This is a genomic window from Candidatus Leptovillus gracilis, assembly GCA_016716065.1.
GTDB classification, from domain to species: domain Bacteria; phylum Chloroflexota; class Anaerolineae; order Promineifilales; family Promineifilaceae; genus Leptovillus; species Leptovillus gracilis.
Map to the genome: position 1 here is coordinate 798,142 of JADJXA010000001.1, position 15,934 is coordinate 814,075.

Here is a 15,934-nt window from a genome sequence, read left to right on the forward strand (position 1 = left end):
GATATGTGCTTTATAAATTTAGCACAAAGAGGTGTCATGCTGAGAGCCTGTGCTGAGCTTGCCGAAGCATCCTCTTCCTCTGTTGGCTTGTCCAGGTTAGGGCAGAGAGACCTCAAAAACCGTGGTAGTCTGGTTGGCGCGCGGATTGGCGGGAAGCCAGGAAGCCGTAGCTGACAAATACCAGCCCAACCAGCAGCAGGCTGCCAGCCTGCCACAACATACGGCGACCCCACAGAACAGTCAGTGAAAAGACGCCTTGCTGGGCAAACGCTCCCCAAAAAGCGTTTAGTCCGGCAGAAGCAGATGGCGCAGCAACGGCCGTGCGCATCCACCACAAGCCCACAGCCGGCAGCGCCACCGCCAGCAGCAAGCTGATCAGCCCCGCCGCGGCCATTGGTGTGCCCCACCAATAACCCCAATCCGCCGCCGAACGCACCGCCAGCAGCGCGATGAGCAGCAGACAGGCCAGCGGCAGCAGCCATACAAGCCACGCCTGCGCCGCCAGAGCGTACCACTGCTGTAAGCGCTGTAAAGCGGCCAACTGGTTGGCGTCCAACGTGCCCGCCGACAACAGCGGAATCTGCACAACGGCCGTCGCGCCGACAATTTGCGGCAGCACCGTGCTGCTGACCACGCTGTATAACTGAATCGCCAACTCCTCCACCGGAATGCCGGGCGGCACACAGGTAGGTATATCGCCCGACGTTAAATCCAGAAAAGACAAGTCGGTACAGGTGGGCAGGCTTTGCACAATGGCAAGCACCGCCTCGCGGCCAACCTCCCCCTGCCATTGGGTCATCACCGGCGTCACGTCTACGGTGATGATAGCGCGGGCAGGGTCGCCGGTTTCCAGGTAATCGAGCAGGCCGTCTACGGCCGTTTCCGTCACCTGCTCCAACCAACCCGGCGGCAGTGTGTTCAAAATTGCCTCAGCGAGAACGGCCGTATCCAAATCTGGCGCGGGCAACCCCTGGGCGCGGGCCTGTTCTTCCACCACGCCGGTGATCACGCCGGGCAGCGTCTGACGCAGCAGCGCATCCAGGGCCAGGGCTTCCTTTAACGCCGCCCGGTTGGTAAGCACATGGGCCGCGTTCACGACGAGCAGCGCCAAAACGGCCGTCGCCACAAAAAACAGCGCCACCGCAGCAGCTAAGGTTTGTAAACATCCGCGCATAAATGCTCCTCAATCCTTCTCGGCAAGCTCAGGACCAATCGTCTTCGGCCAGTTGCGCCAGGAACCAACGGTCGGCCTGGCTGAGATTGGCCGTTAGCAGCATATCCGGCCGGCGCTGCCAGGTGCGGCGCAGCGATTCTTCGCGCCGCCAGCGGGCGATGTTGGCCGCGTGGCCGGAGCGCAGCACCTCAGGCACGCGCCAGCCGCGGAAATCGGCCGGTTTGGTGTAGTGAGGACCTTCCAGCAGGCCAGTGGCGTGGCTGTCGGTTTCGGCCGCGCCTACCGCGCCCAACACGCCCGGCAGCAGGCGCGTCACCGCATCCACAATGACCATCGCCGCCAGTTCGCCGCCGGTCAGCACATAATCACCAATGGAAATTTCATCCGTCACCAGGTGTTGGCGCACGCGCTCATCCACCCCTTCATAACGGCCGCACAACAGCGCCAACCGGTCGTGTTGGGCCAGTTCTTGGGCGATGGCCTGGGTAAACGGCCGTCCCTGCGGCGACATGAGAATAACCGGGTAGGGCGGAGAGACGGCCGTTAACGACTCCACCGCCCGAAAAATCGGCTCCGGTTTCAGCACCATGCCGCCGCCGCCGCCAAACGGCGGTTCGTCGGTGATGTGGTGTTTGTCGGTGGTGTAGTCGCGGATGTTATGCAGATGGACTGTCAGTTGCCCCATCGCCTGTGCTTTCTTGAGGATGCTCTCGTTGAGGTAGGCCGGAAACATATCGGGGAAAAGGGTGAGGATGTGGATGTGCATGGGGAATTGATAGTTGATAGTTGATAGTTGGGAGTTGATAGTTGGGAGTTGGGTCAGGGTTGGATTTCGACGACAACGCCAGTTTCGGCCCAATTGTAGAGCAGTTCGGCGTTTTGCGAACTAAGCAAAATGCAGCCATATGTCACCGGACGGCCCAGGTCGCCGGTCCACAGCAGTTGCGAGCCGCCGCGGGTGGGAAAACCATGGAAGCCATTCATAAATTCCGAGGTGGGCACGGGGCGGTAAATGCCCAGAAACTGCGGCATCCACAAATCCCAGTTGCCGGCGTAGGCGTTGGCTTCGTGGCTTTGAATCTGGAAGATACCCGGCGCAGTCGGGCTGTCGGCGATGCCGGTGCTGACCGGCCATTCCCACTTCAGCGCCCCATTTTCATACACCCAGGCGCGCTGCTGGGCGATGCTGACAATGATGCGCTTACCTTCCACCGGCGGCAGCGGCAGCAGATCATCGGGCGAGGGCACGGTGATGGTCTGGCCGATGGACAGCCCGCCCAGGTTGGGGTTGGCCTGCTGTATCCAGGGATAAGGAATGCCGTAGGCGCGGCCAATGCTGGAGAGCGTCTCGCCGGACTGCACGACGTGCTGGCGCGGCCGGTGGTAGATGCGCAGAGGAACGTAGCTGGCGTGGGTGGTGATGGCTTGGGTTACGGCCGTTCCCGCCTGACGCACATCCATATACCGCCCCTCGCCCAATCCAGCCGCCTGCGCCTGCACATAAACATCCACCTGCGCCTGGTCCAACGACCAATTGAACTGCCCGGCAGCGACTGCCGCCGTATCTACAACCAGCCAGCCGCCCCACGTTTCCGGCGGCAGCAGCCATTCCACGGCCTGGTGGGCGATGGGGTCGTAGGCGTGCAGAGTGATGGGCGCGGCCAGCAACGTGTTGGCCTGGGCGGCCACGCTGTTTAAATCTACAATGGCGGGCGGCACGGCCGTCAGCGCCAAATCCAGACGGCCGTTTGCCAGCACGTCACCTGCCTGCTGTTCCAGCAAAGCCAGCGTGGCGGCGGCGTCCAACTGACGGCCGGGCTGGCCGGGCAAGGCGACAAAACGGCCGTTGCTAAATTCCAACCGGGCGTCTTGCGGTGGGCGGGCCAACTCAGCCGCCAGGCCGTTCAGACCAGCCTCGGCGGCGGCGTGATCAAACCGCCAGATGGGAGCCACAGAGAAACGGCCGTCGTTTTGCCAAAAGTCTTGCCAGCTTGCCAGGGTACGGCTCTGGGCATGGGCGGCGGCGGCGGTGGCGGCGGCATCGAGCGAAAAACCCAGGCTGGATGGCGACAGCAGGCGCGTTTCCTCACCGGCGGCCAGCGTGATAGGTTGGGCGTCCCAGGCGGATTGGAGGTTGGCAACGGCCGTGTCCCGGCTCTGCCCACCCAAATTGACCTCTGCGACCACTACCCCGGGCACAATCCAATCGCTGACCTGCACAAACCAGACGGCGGCGGCGACGATCATCAACCCAAAGAGCAGCAGCAGCATGACCGACAAGGCCATGAGCAAATGTACCAGCCAATGGGTCCTGCGCGGCGCAAGCGAGGGTGGCGCGGTCTGCCAGGCTTGCGTGGGTTGTTCGCTGAACGGCCGTTCGCGCTGCGGTATCTGGTGGAGCGGTGGTTGATACCGCCGCACAGGATGGTCTGAACCGCCTGGATTTTGTTTCATCGTCATAGGTTAGATTTGAATAATTTACACGTTTAGATTGGACCAATCTCAGAAGATTGGTCCAATCTTCCGTATGTTATTTAATTTCATTCCTTAGCTTACCCGAAAATCAGCTAACAGGATAAAGCCATTAGAATGGCTTAACCTGACGCGATGCCACCTATCGGCAAACGGCGCGGCTGGCAGTTTCGCCTGGCCTCACCAGCCCAGGTATAATCGGGCCAGATTTCACCTGGAGATAACCGATGAAAATTTTGCTAACCGGCCATAAGGGGCAGTTGGGCACAGCCCTGGTGCAAGCCCTGGCGTCCCATGATGTTACCGGCTTTGATTTGCCGGAACTGGATATTACCAACCGCACGGCCGTGCAAACGGCCGTACTCGCCGCCTTTCCCGAACTGATTATCCACTGCGCCGCCTATACCGACGTAGACGGCTGCGCCCGCAACCCGGAGCTGGCTTACCGCATCAATGGCCTGGGCACGCAAAACGTTGCCCTGGCCGCCCAGGAAATCGGCGCGGAGATGCTGCACATCAGCAGCAACGAGGTGTTTGCCGGCGACCGGCCGTCTGGCTACGACGAATGGATGCCGCTGAACCCGGTGAATGGGTACGGCCGTTCCAAAGCCGCCGCCGAATTTCACGTCAAAATCTGCTCAGCCGCTTCTACATCGTGCGCCTGTCGTGGCTGTTTGCCCCCGGCGGCCGTAACTTCATTCACGCCATCCTCAACCGCGCCCGCGAAAGCGGCCAGCTGCGCGTCGTCGTGGACGAGGTCGCCAATCCAACTTATGTCAATGATTTGGCGGCAGCCATCACCCAACTGATTGAAACCCGCCAGTACGGCGTCTACCACTTCACCAACGCCTGGGCCTGTTCCCGCTGGGAATTTGCCAACGAGATTTTGCACCAAACCGGGTTGACGGACGTGGTGAACACGCCCATTCAACTGAAAGATTACCCACGCGCTTCAACGCCACCGCCTTACGCCGCCCTAAACAACAACGTTGGTAAAGCCATTGGCATTGAATTACGGCCGTGGCAAGATGCCCTGGCCGATTACATCACCAACCACGTCACCCAATAGGGGCAGTCAATACCTCTTAAATGGACTGCTTGTTAGAACAAATGAATTGTAAAAGTAAGTCAGAGAACACAGATTTACAGGATTTACGGGACACTCTGATAGTCGCTCAGTCGTCATATCCATGAAACCTGCCATCTCCGTTGTGATTCCTCATTTGAACGGCCGTCACCACCTCGACGACTGTTTGCAATCCTTGCGCCGCCAGACCTGGCGCAATTTTGAAACGCTGCTAGTGGACAACGGCTCCACCGACGGCACGCAGACCTACGTGGCCGAGCATTACCCGGAGGTGAAGCTGCTGCAACTACCGCAAAATCGCGGCTTCACCGGCGCGTGCAACGCCGGCTGGCAGGCCGCCCAGGGCGAAATCATCATCTTGCTCAACAACGACACTGAAGCCGACCCCCATTGGCTGGCGGAGGTGGTGGCCGCTTTTGCACGCCACCCACAGGCGGGCAGCGTGGCCAGCAAAATGCTGCTGTTCGACCGGCGCGACCATTTGCACACAGCCGGCGATTTTTACCGACTGGATGGGATCCCCGGTAATCGCGGCGTGTGGCAGGCAGACGCGGGCCAGTTCGACCAGGAGGAGATGGTTTTTAGCGCCTGCGGCGGCTCCTCGGCTTACCGGCGGGCCATGCTGGACGAGATTGGCTTTCTGGACGACGATTTTTTCTTCTCTTGCGAGGATGTGGACCTGGGCTGGCGGGCGAATCTGGCGGGCTGGGAGGTGTGGTATGCGCCAACGGCCGTTATCTACCACAAGCTCAAGGCTACCGGCGGCGCGGTGACGGGCAGCTATTATGACGGCCGTAACTTCCTCTACCTCATCTGGAAAAATTACCCCACCAGCCTGCTGCGGCAAAACTGGTGGCTGATCACCCGCGCCCAACTGAACATAACGGAGGAGGCCCTACGCCATTGGCGCGGCGAAGCGGCCCGCGCCCGGCTGCGCGGCCAGTTGGCCGGGCTGTGGGGCATCCTTAAAATGTGGCCTAAACGGCGCCAGGTGCAGGCCCTGCGCCGCCTGGACGACGCCGCCTTGCAAAACCGCCTGACCCCGCCCCCAAAAGGAAGTCCCACTTCTGACAAAAGCTGAATTTCTAGCGCATTCTACGCTTTAACCACGAATGCCTGACGGCCGTCTAAACACCGGTTGACGGGTCCTACCAGGGCGGGTAAGATTCATCCCTGGTCATGAAGAGTGGTGGAATCTGGCTATGGAAAGAAGAGAAGAAGAGATGCAACCTTATCTGTCCGTTATTATCCCGGCTTACACGGAAGAGAAACGCATTGGCAAAACCCTGGTGGCCGCCCATGCTTACCTATCGGCGCAGCCCTTCACCTGGGAACTGCTGGTGGTGCTGGATGGACCACGAGACAAAACGCCGCAGATTGTAGCCGACTTTGCCGCCGACAAAGCCAACATCCGCTGGATTGACCGCCCGCAAAATCGGGGCAAGGGCTACACCGTGCGCCAGGGCATGTTAGCCGCCACCGGCAAAATTCGCCTCTTCACCGACGCCGACAATTCCACCGACATCAGTCATTTCGACAAGATGAAGCCGCTGTTTGACCAGGGCGCACAGGTGGTCATCGCCTCGCGGGATGGCAAAGATGCGCCAGCGGCGCGCCAGTCTGTACCGCAGCCCTGGCCCAAACGTTTTTTGGGTAACGCCGGCAATTTGTTTATCCAGTTGATGGTCGTGCCGGGCATTTGGGATACGCGCTGCGGCTTCAAGGCGTTTTCGGCCGAGGCGGCGCAGCGGGTGTTTGCCGTGGCGCGCATGGATGGCTGGAGTTTCGACGATGAGTCGCTGGCGTTGGCCCGCCGCTTTGGCTACGAAATCCAGGTCGTCGGCGCGGATTGGACCGACGCCGAGGGTACGCACGTGAGCAAGCTGGACTATCTGAAGAACATCATCGAAGCGGTGCGCATTCGTTGGTATTTGCTGACCGGCGTATACAACCACCCGGCAGAGATGATTGATTTGTCTACTGTCACCATTCACCATACCTGATTGCTGTGGCGACGCTGGAACTGGAAACGGCCGTTCTCGCCACCACCCCTTACCGCCACATCGCCGGTATAGACGAAGCGGGGCGCGGCGCATTGGCCGGGCCGGTGGCCGCCGCCGCCGTTATTCTCCCCCTCAACAATCCCCTGGCTTTAATCGAACTGCAAGAGGTGAACGACTCGAAGCAGTTGACCGCCCACATGCGCGAACGGCTCTTTGGCCGCATCACGCGATACGCCCTGGCCTACGGCATTGGGCTGGAACCGGCCGAGGTGATTGACGAGGTAGGCATTATGGCGGCCACAAAACGGGCGATGGGCACGGCCGTTGCCCAACTAAACCCGGCGGCAGACTATTTGTTGATAGACGGCCGTATCCGCCTGCAAACCATCCCCCTGCCGCAGCAAGCCGTCGTGCGCGGTGACGCCCTCAGCCTCAGCATCGCTGCCGCTTCCATCCTGGCGAAAGTGACCCGCGACCGGCTGATGGTCGAGCTAGACCCCTTCTATCCCCAATACAACTTTCAGCAGCACAAAGGATACGGCACGACGCAGCACCTGGCGGCGTTGGCGCGATTTGGCCCCTGTCCGGTTCACCGCCATAGTTTTGCGCCGATCAAACGGCCGCTGCTGCCAAACACTGGCCGTTTCGGCGGAATCCTCCTTCTGCCAACTGGCCGCAAGAATGCCCTGTTTATCTGGCGGTTGAGTAAATCATAAACGGCCGTTGCCAGAATAGTTCGGCGGCGTATAATTCTATCTATTACTAAATGACTGACGAAGAGAAGGTAGGCTTCATGCCACAACACCCATCGTGGTTAGATGATCCGGAAAAACGAGAACACTGGGTCAGCTTTATCCAGTCGCTCGACCCCACCATTGAAGCGCCCGCCGTGCGCCTGATGGACGAACTGCGCCTGGTGAGCAAAACCATCTACCATCTGGGCGAATCGAGTGTGGACGAGGCCGGGCGCTCCTTCGCCCAGTACCGGGTACTCATCTACCTCTTCTTTGCCGAGCAGATGGGGGAGCGGCAAAACCTGAACCCTTCGGAAATCAGCGAGCGCCACGGCGTCAGCCGCAACACGGCCAGCGCCCTGATTCGCACCCTGGAGGAAGATGGCCTGGTAGAACGCAGCCTGGATGAAGACGATCGCCGCAAGTTCAACATCGGCCTGACCGACGAAGGGCGCGAACTGGTACGCGAACATGCGCGCCAACATTTCCAAACTATCGGCCGCTGTTTCCACGCCCTGACACCGGCCGAACAGCAGACCGCCCTAAGCCAACTTTTGCACAAAATCAACCAACCCAGGCATCGGCCGTTGGCCGTAAGCCGTAATCCTGTAATCCGTTGTCCGTAATCCGTAATCTCTCAGGAGACTTCGATGCAATTAGCTCAAGAACCAAAACAAAGACGGGGAAAAGGCAACGGCCGTCCCCGCGACAATTCACTCAGCCGCGCCGTGCGCTACGTGGGGGTGTATCCGAGGCTGGCAATAACGGCCGTTATCACCCTCATCATCGCCACCGCCGCCCAACTGGCCGTGCCCCAGTTGGTGCAAAACATCATAGACACCATCGTCACCAACAGCGCCAACAAAACCATTCTCGACCTGCCGCCCGGCGTGCAGCAGATTGCGGCGCAACGCCTGGGCCTGGACCTGGCCGCTATGCAGCTAGACCTGGACAACGCCCTGACCGCTCTGTTTTACGCGACAACGGCCGTTGTCCTCTTCGCCATCGCCCGCGGCCTCTTCACCTTCGCCCACACCTACCTCTCCCAGGCGCTGTCCGAAAACATCGCCTTCGAGCTGCGCCAGGATTTGTTCAACAAAATCCAGCGCCTCAGCTTCAGCTACCACGACAAAAACCGCACCGGTCAACTCATGATCCGCGCCACCGACGACGTAGAAAAGCTGCGCCTTTTTCTCGGCCAGGGGCTGCTCATGGCCCTGCAAGCCTTCATTTTACTTACCGGCACACTCATCATCCTCATGCTCACCAACTTCAAGCTGACACTGGTGATTTTGCCGGTGCTGCCCATCGCCCTGTTCATCTTCATGGGCTTCGGCGCGGCCATACAGCCCCTTTTCCGCGAGGTGCAAATTCGCCTTTCCAAAGTCAACACCATCCTGCAGGAAAACCTGGCCGGCCTCAAAGTCGTCAAATCCTTCGCCAGCGAACCACGCGAACAAGCGCGTTTTGGCGCAAGCATCGATTCGGAACTAGAGCAGCGCATCCGTATCAGCCGCACCTTCTCTTTTCTGTTCCCGTTTATCTTCCTGGTCGCCAATCTAGGCCAGGCCGCCATTCTCTACTTCGGGGGCGTACAAATTGTGGAAGGCAGTCTGACGCTGGGCGAATGGCAAAAATTCAGTCTCTACCTCACCTTCGTCTTCATCCCCATGGGCCAACTGGGTATGATCATCAACCTGATGGCCCAGGCTGCGGCCAGCGCCACCCGCGTCTTCGAGATTTTGGACGCCAAAAACGATGTGGAAAACAAACCTGGGGCGCTGGAATTGGCGACGGTAGACGGCCGTGTTGAATTCGATAACGTCACCTTCCGCTACTTCAGCGGCGGCGAACCGGTCCTCAGCGACATCAGCTTCAGCGCCGAACCCGGCCAGACCATCGCCCTGCTCGGTTCCACCGGCAGCGGCAAATCCACCGTCATCAACCTGATCCCCCGCTTCTATGATGTTAGCGAAGGGCGCATCCTGGTAGACGGCCACGACGTGCGCGATGTAACCATCGAAAGCCTGCGCCAGAAAATCGGCATCGTCCTGCAAGAAACCACCCTCTTCAGCGGGACCATCCGCGACAACATCGCCTTTGGTCGCCCCGACGCCAGCGATGAGGAAGTGATCGCCGCCGCGCAGGCCGCCGCCGCCCACGATTTCATCGTCGGCTTCCCCGAAGGCTACGACACGCCGGTCGGCGAACGCGGTTCCACTCTCAGCGGCGGGCAAAAACAGCGCATCGCCATCGCCCGCGCCCTGCTGATGGACCCCCACATCCTCATCCTGGACGACTCCACCAGCAGCGTAGACTTGAACACCGAATACCTGATTCAGCAAGCGTTGGACAAACTGATGCACGGCCGTACCAGTTTCGTCATCGCCCAACGCATCAGCACCGTCCTCAACGCCGACAAAATCATCGTGTTAGACCAAGGCCGCATCGCCGCCATCGGCAACCACGAAGAACTGATGGAAAACAGCGCCATCTACGCCGAAATCTACCATTCCCAACTCGCCGAAGACGTGGCGATTGTGGATTGACGATTGACGATTGGTGTACCCTCTTCACAATCGTAAATTCCGGAGTTTCTTATGTTTCACCGACAAGATATGCTTTTTACCGAAGAACGCAAGGCGCGCAGCGTCAGCGCGACACTGCGACGGCTGGGACATTACTTCCGCCCTTACACGCTGGCGCTGCTGGTCATCGCCGTGGTGGTAATCGCCAGCACCTACATGCAAGTTCTCATCCCCGACCTTACCGGGCAGTTGGTAGATTGTTACCTCACACCCTTTGCCGCCGGCAGCAACATGCAAGACCTCTTCGCCAACCTGCCAGTGGATCAATTAACCGGTCAGGCAGGCAGTGGGACGGAAACCGCTTTCCAGAGCAACTGCTGGTACACCACACCCGACATTACGGCCACAGCCGAAACCGCCATCCGGGGCATCGGCGTGCTGATGTTGATTGTGACCGGCCTTTACCTGGGCAACGCCCTGCTCAGCGGCATTGGCTTTTATCTGATGAGTTGGGCCGGTTTCCATGTGCTGCGCGATTTGCGGGCGCGGGTGTTTGAACACGTCCAACGCCTGTCGCTGGGCTACTTCACCCGCCACGAAGCCGGCGATGTCATGAGCCGCTTCACCAACGACATGGACACATTGCAGCAGGTGGTGGGCTTTGGCCTGTTAAGTGTGCTGCAAGGGCATTTTGCTCATCGTCTGGACCGTCTATGTCATGCTGACCAAAAGCGTGCCCTTTGCCCTGATTAGCCTGGTAACGCTGCCGTTGATGTTTATTGCCACCAACTGGTTTTCCGGCCAGGCGCGCAAGGCTTTCCGCGTGGCGCGCAAAGAAATCGGCTCGGTCAACGCCGACCTGCAAGAGAGCATCTCGTCGGTGCGTGAAGTGCAGGCGTTCAGCCGCGAGCAAGAGAACATTGACCAGTTCCAGATCAGCAATGCCGCCAACCGAGACGCCAATATCCGGGCGCAGGTGTTCACCAGCGCCCTGGCGCCAACGTTGGAAGCATTGGGTTACGTCAGCCTGGCCATCGTCGCCGGGATGGGCGGTTTTTACATCCTCACCGGCCAGGATATGTTTGGCACTATCATTTCGCTGGGGCTGATTATCACCTTTATCGCCTACACGCAGCAGTTTAACCGGCCGGTGCAGCAAATTTCCGTGCTGTGGACCAACATCCAGAGCGCCATCGCCGGGGCGGAACGCATTTTTGGCCTGCTGGATGAGACGCCCGACGTGGTGGACAAACCAGACGCCATCGAGATGCCCAAAATTGAAGGCCACGTCCACTTCGAGAACGTGTGGGCGGAGTACAATTCGGGTGAACCGGTGTTGAAAGGGGTGACAATTGAAGCGCAGCCGGGCGAAACGATTGCCATTGTTGGGCCAACCGGAGCGGGCAAGACGACGATTATCAACCTGCTGCCCCGTTTTTGGGACATTACCGACGGCCGTCTGACCATTGACGGCCATGATGTGCGCGATGTGACACGCAGCAGCCTGCGCCAGCAAATGGGCATTGTGCTGCAAGATTCATTCTTGTTCAGCGACACAGTGATGAACAATATTCGTTACGGCCGTCCCGACGCCAGCGACGAAGAAGTCATCACCGCCGCCAAACTGGCCCGCGCCGACACCTTCATTGACCGGCTGGAAAACGGCTACCAGACCATCCTGGGCGAACGCGGCTCCGGCCTGAGCCAAGGGCAGCGGCAGCTCATCTCCATCGCCCGCGTGGCCCTCATTAACCCGCGCATCCTCATCCTCGACGAGGCCACCAGCAGCGTAGACACACGCACCGAGCGCGAAATCCAGACAGCGCTGGACCAACTGCTGGCCGGCCGTACCAGCTTTGTCATCGCTCACCGGCTGAGTACCATTCGCAACGCCAACCAGGTCTTGGTGCTAAAAGATGGCGAGATCATCGAACGGGGCACGCACCAGACATTGCTGGCAGCCAAAGGCTTCTACTATCATCTTTACATGAGCCAGTTCCGCCGTCAGGTAGAAGACGACGGCAGCGCCATCGAAGAAGCAATCAACGAATTAGACGCCTTTTTTGTGCCGGGTGATTGAGTTAACGTGAGGCTATTATGGCGATAAACCCTGCTGCATTGGATGACGCGAAAATTTATTGTGACAGAGATGGGCAGGCCAGCGAAGTCCTGATGAGTTATGCAACTTTTCGGCAAATTGAAGCGATCTTCGATGAAGTAATGCCGCATGAGCAGCAATACGCTTTAAGTGAATCCTGGCAAGCGCGTATCCGTGAAGGAGAAGCGGACATCAAAGCAGGACGCACACGCACGGCTGCCTCTGAGAATCTGGACGCGGCGCTTGAGTGGTTGGATGAGTGAGATCACCATCGTCTTCACCGAACGGGTGAAGAAGGATTACCGCCTTTTGCCGGAGAGCATTCAGAAAAAGTTCAAGTTTTGGTAGGGGCTGGACGGCGTGGACAGGCAGCCGCCGCAGCGGACGCCATTTTCCCGCGCCGTCTCGCCCATTTTCGCCTGAACCGGGCGAGACAGGCGGCCGCAGAGATGTTGGAGAATGGCCGAGACGTTGGCCCGCCTATCCCCCCTGCGAGCAGGTTCATCATTGGAATTGCTGCTATTTTGAACCATGCCAGATTTGTTAAACTGCTGGCTAACGTGTGTTGATTTTTCGTTAACGTGAAAGCATTCAATAACTGGCTGCGCCGGCCGCAGCAGCGTCTGTTAAAGGTGGGGGCCGTCATTATTGTGGGGCTGTTGGGGCTGTATCTGGCCTACCAGCTTTTTCAGGCCAGCAGCTACTTGCGCAATCTGGATGACCCACGCAACCGCGCTTTTTTACAGTGGGCCAGGGGGGGCGAGGAGGCCCGCAGTGAGCTGGTCACGGTCCAGCGCGACGCCTGCCCCGGCGCGCCCTTCATCTTGCCCTCAGACGGCTTCATCGGTCTGCTGTACGACGACCCGCGCAGCCCCTACTCCAGCCGCAATCCCCATCAGGGCATTGACATTTTCAGCAGCACGCCGCCCGGCGAGACGCCGGTTTACGCCGCCTATGATGGCTACGTAACCCGCGAGGAACATTGGCGCAGTTCGCTGATTATTCGCGTGCCGGAAGACCCGCTGCGGCCGGGGGAGCCGGTGTGGCTTTACTACACGCACATGGCCGACCGGGAAGGCAACGATTTTATCCACGAGGCGTTTCCGCCGGGGACGCAAGAGAAGTTTGTGCCGCAGGGCACACTGTTGGGCTACACTGGCGATTACAACGGCCGTTCGCCGCGCGCAGTCTGGGTGCATTTGCACTTTTCGTTGGTGCAGGCGGATGGCAGCGGCCGTTACGCCAACGAGTTAGAATTCAGCAACACCCTGGACCCTTCGCCCTACCTGGGGCTGCCGCTGAACTATCGCTGTGAAACGGCCGTTATCACCTGCACGCCAAACCCGGTGTGTCCAGGTTAAACATCACTTTGGGAGCAGCATCATGAAAAAATTTCCACGACGGTATTACCACAGTTTGCGACAGATTGGGGGAGATTTGGTGTGGCCGCTGCGCAATCGGAACAAACTGCGGGCGGCAATGAGCGGTGAGTTGGTCTCGTTTGCCATGCGCGAGCGGTTGATGTTGGCGGTAACGGCCGTCAACGACTGCCGCTATTGTTCCTATTTCCATGCCAAAGAAGCTCTACGCGCCGAGCTGCCTGAAAGCGAAATCCGCCACCTGCTTGAAGGTCACCTGCACCACGCTCCGGCCAACGAACTGCCGGCCCTACTGTATGCGCAGCACTGGGCCGAAAGCGACGGCCAGCCCGATCTGGCCGCTCGACAAACCTTGTATGCCACCTATGGCGCGGAAAAAGCAGAAGCCATTGAAGCAGTTCTGCGCATGATTCGCACCGGCAACCTGGGCGGTAATACACTGGACTATGTAGTGTATCGCCTGTCATTTGGCCGGTTGGGGAAGTCACAACGGGATGAGTTGAAGACAGCCTGACCGGTTAGATCCTGTCCGCAGCCTCTCGGTCATCAGACGATACTCGTAAAGATCATAATCTGATATTTTTTGTAGCGGTCAAAGATTAGTCAAACTCATCAAGTGAAGGGCTTTGCGTCGCAATTTCATTCTGACGAGTCTTCGAGGAAGCATTCCTTTCCCGCCAACCAATAGGCTCGAGGTTCGCTCAAATTGAGCGGTAAATAGTAAAATTGGCGGCATGACTATGCCAGAATTCACAATCAGTGTTGAACGGCTGGATGACCTGCCGCTCTTGTATGGGTTTATCGAAAAGATGGGCATTCAGTCCACCATTGATACCGTCATCAAACCGCACGGGAATTGGCAGGGACTGAGCATGGGTTGGGTGATCTCCATCTGGCTCAGCCACATCATCTCGGCGTACAACCATCGGATGGATCGGGTTCAAGAGTGGGTGGCAACCCATCAGGTTTCTTTGCGGCAGTTGACCGGACAGGACGTGACCGAGCTTGACTTCACCGATGACCGACTGGCGATTTGTCTGCGGGAACTGCACGAGCCTGACCAGTGGCGGCGGATCGAGAGCCTGTTGGGTAATCGGTTGCTGCGCGTTTACGACCTGCGGTCGGTGAACATCGTGCGGCTGGATGGCACAACCGCCGGCTGTATCACGACCCGGCGGGTCACCTGTTGTTTCAGGTGGGGAAGAACAAAGAAGGGTCTATGAACCGCAGTTCAAAGCGATGCTGGGCCAGCCTCGACCCGTTGGGCTTGTTGTTGGCGCTGGATGTGGTTCCTGGCAATCGGGCCGATGACCCGCTGTATGTGCCTTGCTACCAGCGGGTGAAAGAGATGCTGGCCCGGAATGGACTGCTCATTGTCGGCGACAGCAAGATGAGCGCCTTTGACACCCGGGCCACGATTGCGGCGGGCCACGACCACTATCTGACGCCCCTGCCCGATGGCAAGAGTGAACCGGGTCTGCTGGACAAGTACCTGCGCCGGTGGTGGGCTGACGGCGGCGCGGCGATGCCGGTTTTCCTGCCCGACGATGAGCCTGAGGAGGGACAAGAGCCTGACTGCTCCCTGGCCATCGCCGAAGGATTCGAGGTCAGCCGCGCCCATCAGGCTGGGGTGGGCACAGCATGTCGTCTGGTCGGAGCGTTGTCTGGTGGTGCGCTCGTTGAGCTACCAACAGACCGAACAGGCGAACTTGCGGCAGCGGCTGCAGCGGAAGGGGCGCTGCGGGACTTAACGCCTGCGCCAGGGCGGGGTAAACGCCCCATCACCGATGAAGCGAGTTTACAAAAAGCCATTGCCGCTATTGAAAAGCAGTATCGCGTGGCCGGTCTGTTGCCGGTCAGCTACACTCGCCAGGTCACAGAACGCGCCATCCCGGCTATCGCGGTCAACCGGCACGAGTAGAGCAAGACATTCGCTACCAGGTGCAGGTCAAGCGAGACGAGGCGGCGATTGAGTGGGCGCTGTTCCGGGCCGGTTGGCGTATCTACCTGACCAATGCGCCGCAGGCGTCGCCTTTGACCGAGGCCGTCCTGGCTTACCGCGACCAGTATATCGAGGGAGAACATTTTCCGCCGTCTCAAAGGCAAGATGCTCTCCATCACCCCGGTCTATGTCCAGCGGGATGACCATGCGCAGGGCTTGTTTCATTTGCTCTCGCTGGCGGCGCGACTGCTGGCCTTAGGCGATTACACGGCTCGTCGCGCTCTGGCCGACCAACAGTCAGAACTGAGTGGCATCTACCCCGGCAACCCCAAGCGGGCCACGGCTCGGCCGACGATGGAGCGGCTGCTGGAGGCATTTGACAACATCAACCTGAGCATTATCCATCTGACCGGGCAGCGGGTCTGTCAGGCGACGCCGTTAACGCCGTGCAGCAGCGCATTTTATCTCTGTTAGGCTTGTCGGCTCGTTGTATACCAACTGGACTGTGGCCTGAACC

At 59.2% G+C, this 15,934-nt stretch carries 17 protein-coding genes and 1 pseudogene; 15 read left to right on the top strand and 3 right to left on the bottom strand.

Translation table 11 applies throughout. From position 1 onward, the window contains the following. Positions 1–112: 112 nt before the first annotated feature. From IPM39_03355 to IPM39_03365, 3 genes are read right to left on the bottom strand one after another with little or no spacing between them, the layout of a single operon-like run. A complete protein-coding gene (locus tag IPM39_03355) occupies positions 113–1,174 on the bottom strand; it encodes a hypothetical protein (protein MBK8985109.1) in 1,062 nt (353 codons plus the stop codon). Positions 1,175–1,202: 28 nt separating this feature from the next. Beyond that, complete coding sequence (gene trmD, locus IPM39_03360) at positions 1,203–1,940, bottom strand: tRNA (guanosine(37)-N1)-methyltransferase TrmD (GenBank protein ID MBK8985110.1); 738 nt, start codon at positions 1,938–1,940, stop codon at positions 1,203–1,205. A gap of 53 nt (positions 1,941–1,993) precedes the next feature. Next, positions 1,994–3,634, bottom strand: a complete 1,641-nt coding sequence (locus IPM39_03365; protein ID MBK8985111.1) for a L,D-transpeptidase family protein — start codon at positions 3,632–3,634, stop codon at positions 1,994–1,996. A 239-nt stretch (positions 3,635–3,873) separates the two neighbouring features. On the opposite strand from IPM39_03365, the gene IPM39_03370 reads away from it, so the two are divergent. The 15 genes and pseudogenes from IPM39_03370 to IPM39_03440 all read left to right on the top strand — a co-directional run bounded on the left by IPM39_03370 (position 3,874) and on the right by IPM39_03440 (position 15,891). Further along, complete coding sequence (locus tag IPM39_03370) at positions 3,874–4,455, top strand: NAD(P)-dependent oxidoreductase (GenBank protein MBK8985112.1); 582 nt, start codon at positions 3,874–3,876, stop codon at positions 4,453–4,455. Continuing rightward, the gene (locus tag IPM39_03375) at positions 4,431–4,715 is read left to right on the top strand and encodes a sugar nucleotide-binding protein (protein MBK8985113.1); all 285 of its coding nucleotides are present in this window, start codon (positions 4,431–4,433) and stop codon (positions 4,713–4,715) included. Before IPM39_03370 ends, IPM39_03375 begins: the two co-directional genes overlap by 25 nt. Positions 4,716–4,836: 121 nt before the next feature. After that, positions 4,837–5,814: a glycosyltransferase family 2 protein gene (locus IPM39_03380; protein ID MBK8985114.1), complete on the top strand. Its 978-nt coding sequence runs from the start codon at positions 4,837–4,839 to the stop codon at positions 5,812–5,814. 142 nt (positions 5,815–5,956) lie between these two features. Next, positions 5,957–6,736, top strand: a complete 780-nt coding sequence (locus IPM39_03385; GenBank protein MBK8985115.1) for a glycosyltransferase family 2 protein — start codon at positions 5,957–5,959, stop codon at positions 6,734–6,736. Then, positions 6,733–7,452: a ribonuclease HII gene (locus tag IPM39_03390; protein ID MBK8985116.1), complete on the top strand. Its 720-nt coding sequence runs from the start codon at positions 6,733–6,735 to the stop codon at positions 7,450–7,452. The genes IPM39_03385 and IPM39_03390 overlap by 4 nt, the downstream gene beginning before the upstream one ends. 77 nt (positions 7,453–7,529) lie before the next feature. After that, positions 7,530–8,096, top strand: coding sequence for a MarR family transcriptional regulator (locus tag IPM39_03395; GenBank protein MBK8985117.1), 567 nt, complete (start codon positions 7,530–7,532; stop codon positions 8,094–8,096). Positions 8,097–8,120: 24 nt separating this feature from the next. Continuing rightward, positions 8,121–10,019 carry an ABC transporter ATP-binding protein gene (locus IPM39_03400; protein MBK8985118.1) on the top strand — a complete coding sequence of 633 codons (1,899 nt, stop codon included), beginning with the start codon at positions 8,121–8,123 and terminating at the stop codon, positions 10,017–10,019. A 69-nt stretch (positions 10,020–10,088) separates the two neighbouring features. Further along, positions 10,089–12,078: pseudogene (locus IPM39_03405) on the top strand (ABC transporter ATP-binding protein). A 17-nt stretch (positions 12,079–12,095) separates the two neighbouring features. Then, positions 12,096–12,359, top strand: a complete 264-nt coding sequence (locus IPM39_03410; GenBank protein MBK8985119.1) for a hypothetical protein — start codon at positions 12,096–12,098, stop codon at positions 12,357–12,359. Between the two features lie 318 nt (positions 12,360–12,677). Beyond that, entirely contained in the window at positions 12,678–13,457 is a 780-nt protein-coding gene (locus IPM39_03415) for a hypothetical protein (GenBank protein ID MBK8985120.1), read from the top strand. A 22-nt stretch (positions 13,458–13,479) separates the two neighbouring features. After that, positions 13,480–13,989: a carboxymuconolactone decarboxylase family protein gene (locus tag IPM39_03420; protein ID MBK8985121.1), complete on the top strand. Its 510-nt coding sequence runs from the start codon at positions 13,480–13,482 to the stop codon at positions 13,987–13,989. 226 nt (positions 13,990–14,215) lie between these two features. Beyond that, positions 14,216–14,698, top strand: a complete 483-nt coding sequence (locus IPM39_03425; protein ID MBK8985122.1) for a DUF4277 domain-containing protein — start codon at positions 14,216–14,218, stop codon at positions 14,696–14,698. After that, positions 14,695–15,396 carry a hypothetical protein gene (locus IPM39_03430; protein MBK8985123.1) on the top strand — a complete coding sequence of 234 codons (702 nt, stop codon included), beginning with the start codon at positions 14,695–14,697 and terminating at the stop codon, positions 15,394–15,396. The genes IPM39_03425 and IPM39_03430 overlap by 4 nt, the downstream gene beginning before the upstream one ends. Before the next feature lie 20 nt (positions 15,397–15,416). Further along, complete coding sequence (locus IPM39_03435; protein ID MBK8985124.1) at positions 15,417–15,620, top strand: hypothetical protein; 204 nt, start codon at positions 15,417–15,419, stop codon at positions 15,618–15,620. After that, a complete protein-coding gene (locus tag IPM39_03440; GenBank protein MBK8985125.1) occupies positions 15,583–15,891 on the top strand; it encodes a hypothetical protein in 309 nt (102 codons plus the stop codon). The genes IPM39_03435 and IPM39_03440 overlap by 38 nt, the downstream gene beginning before the upstream one ends. Positions 15,892–15,934 lie beyond the last annotated feature (43 nt).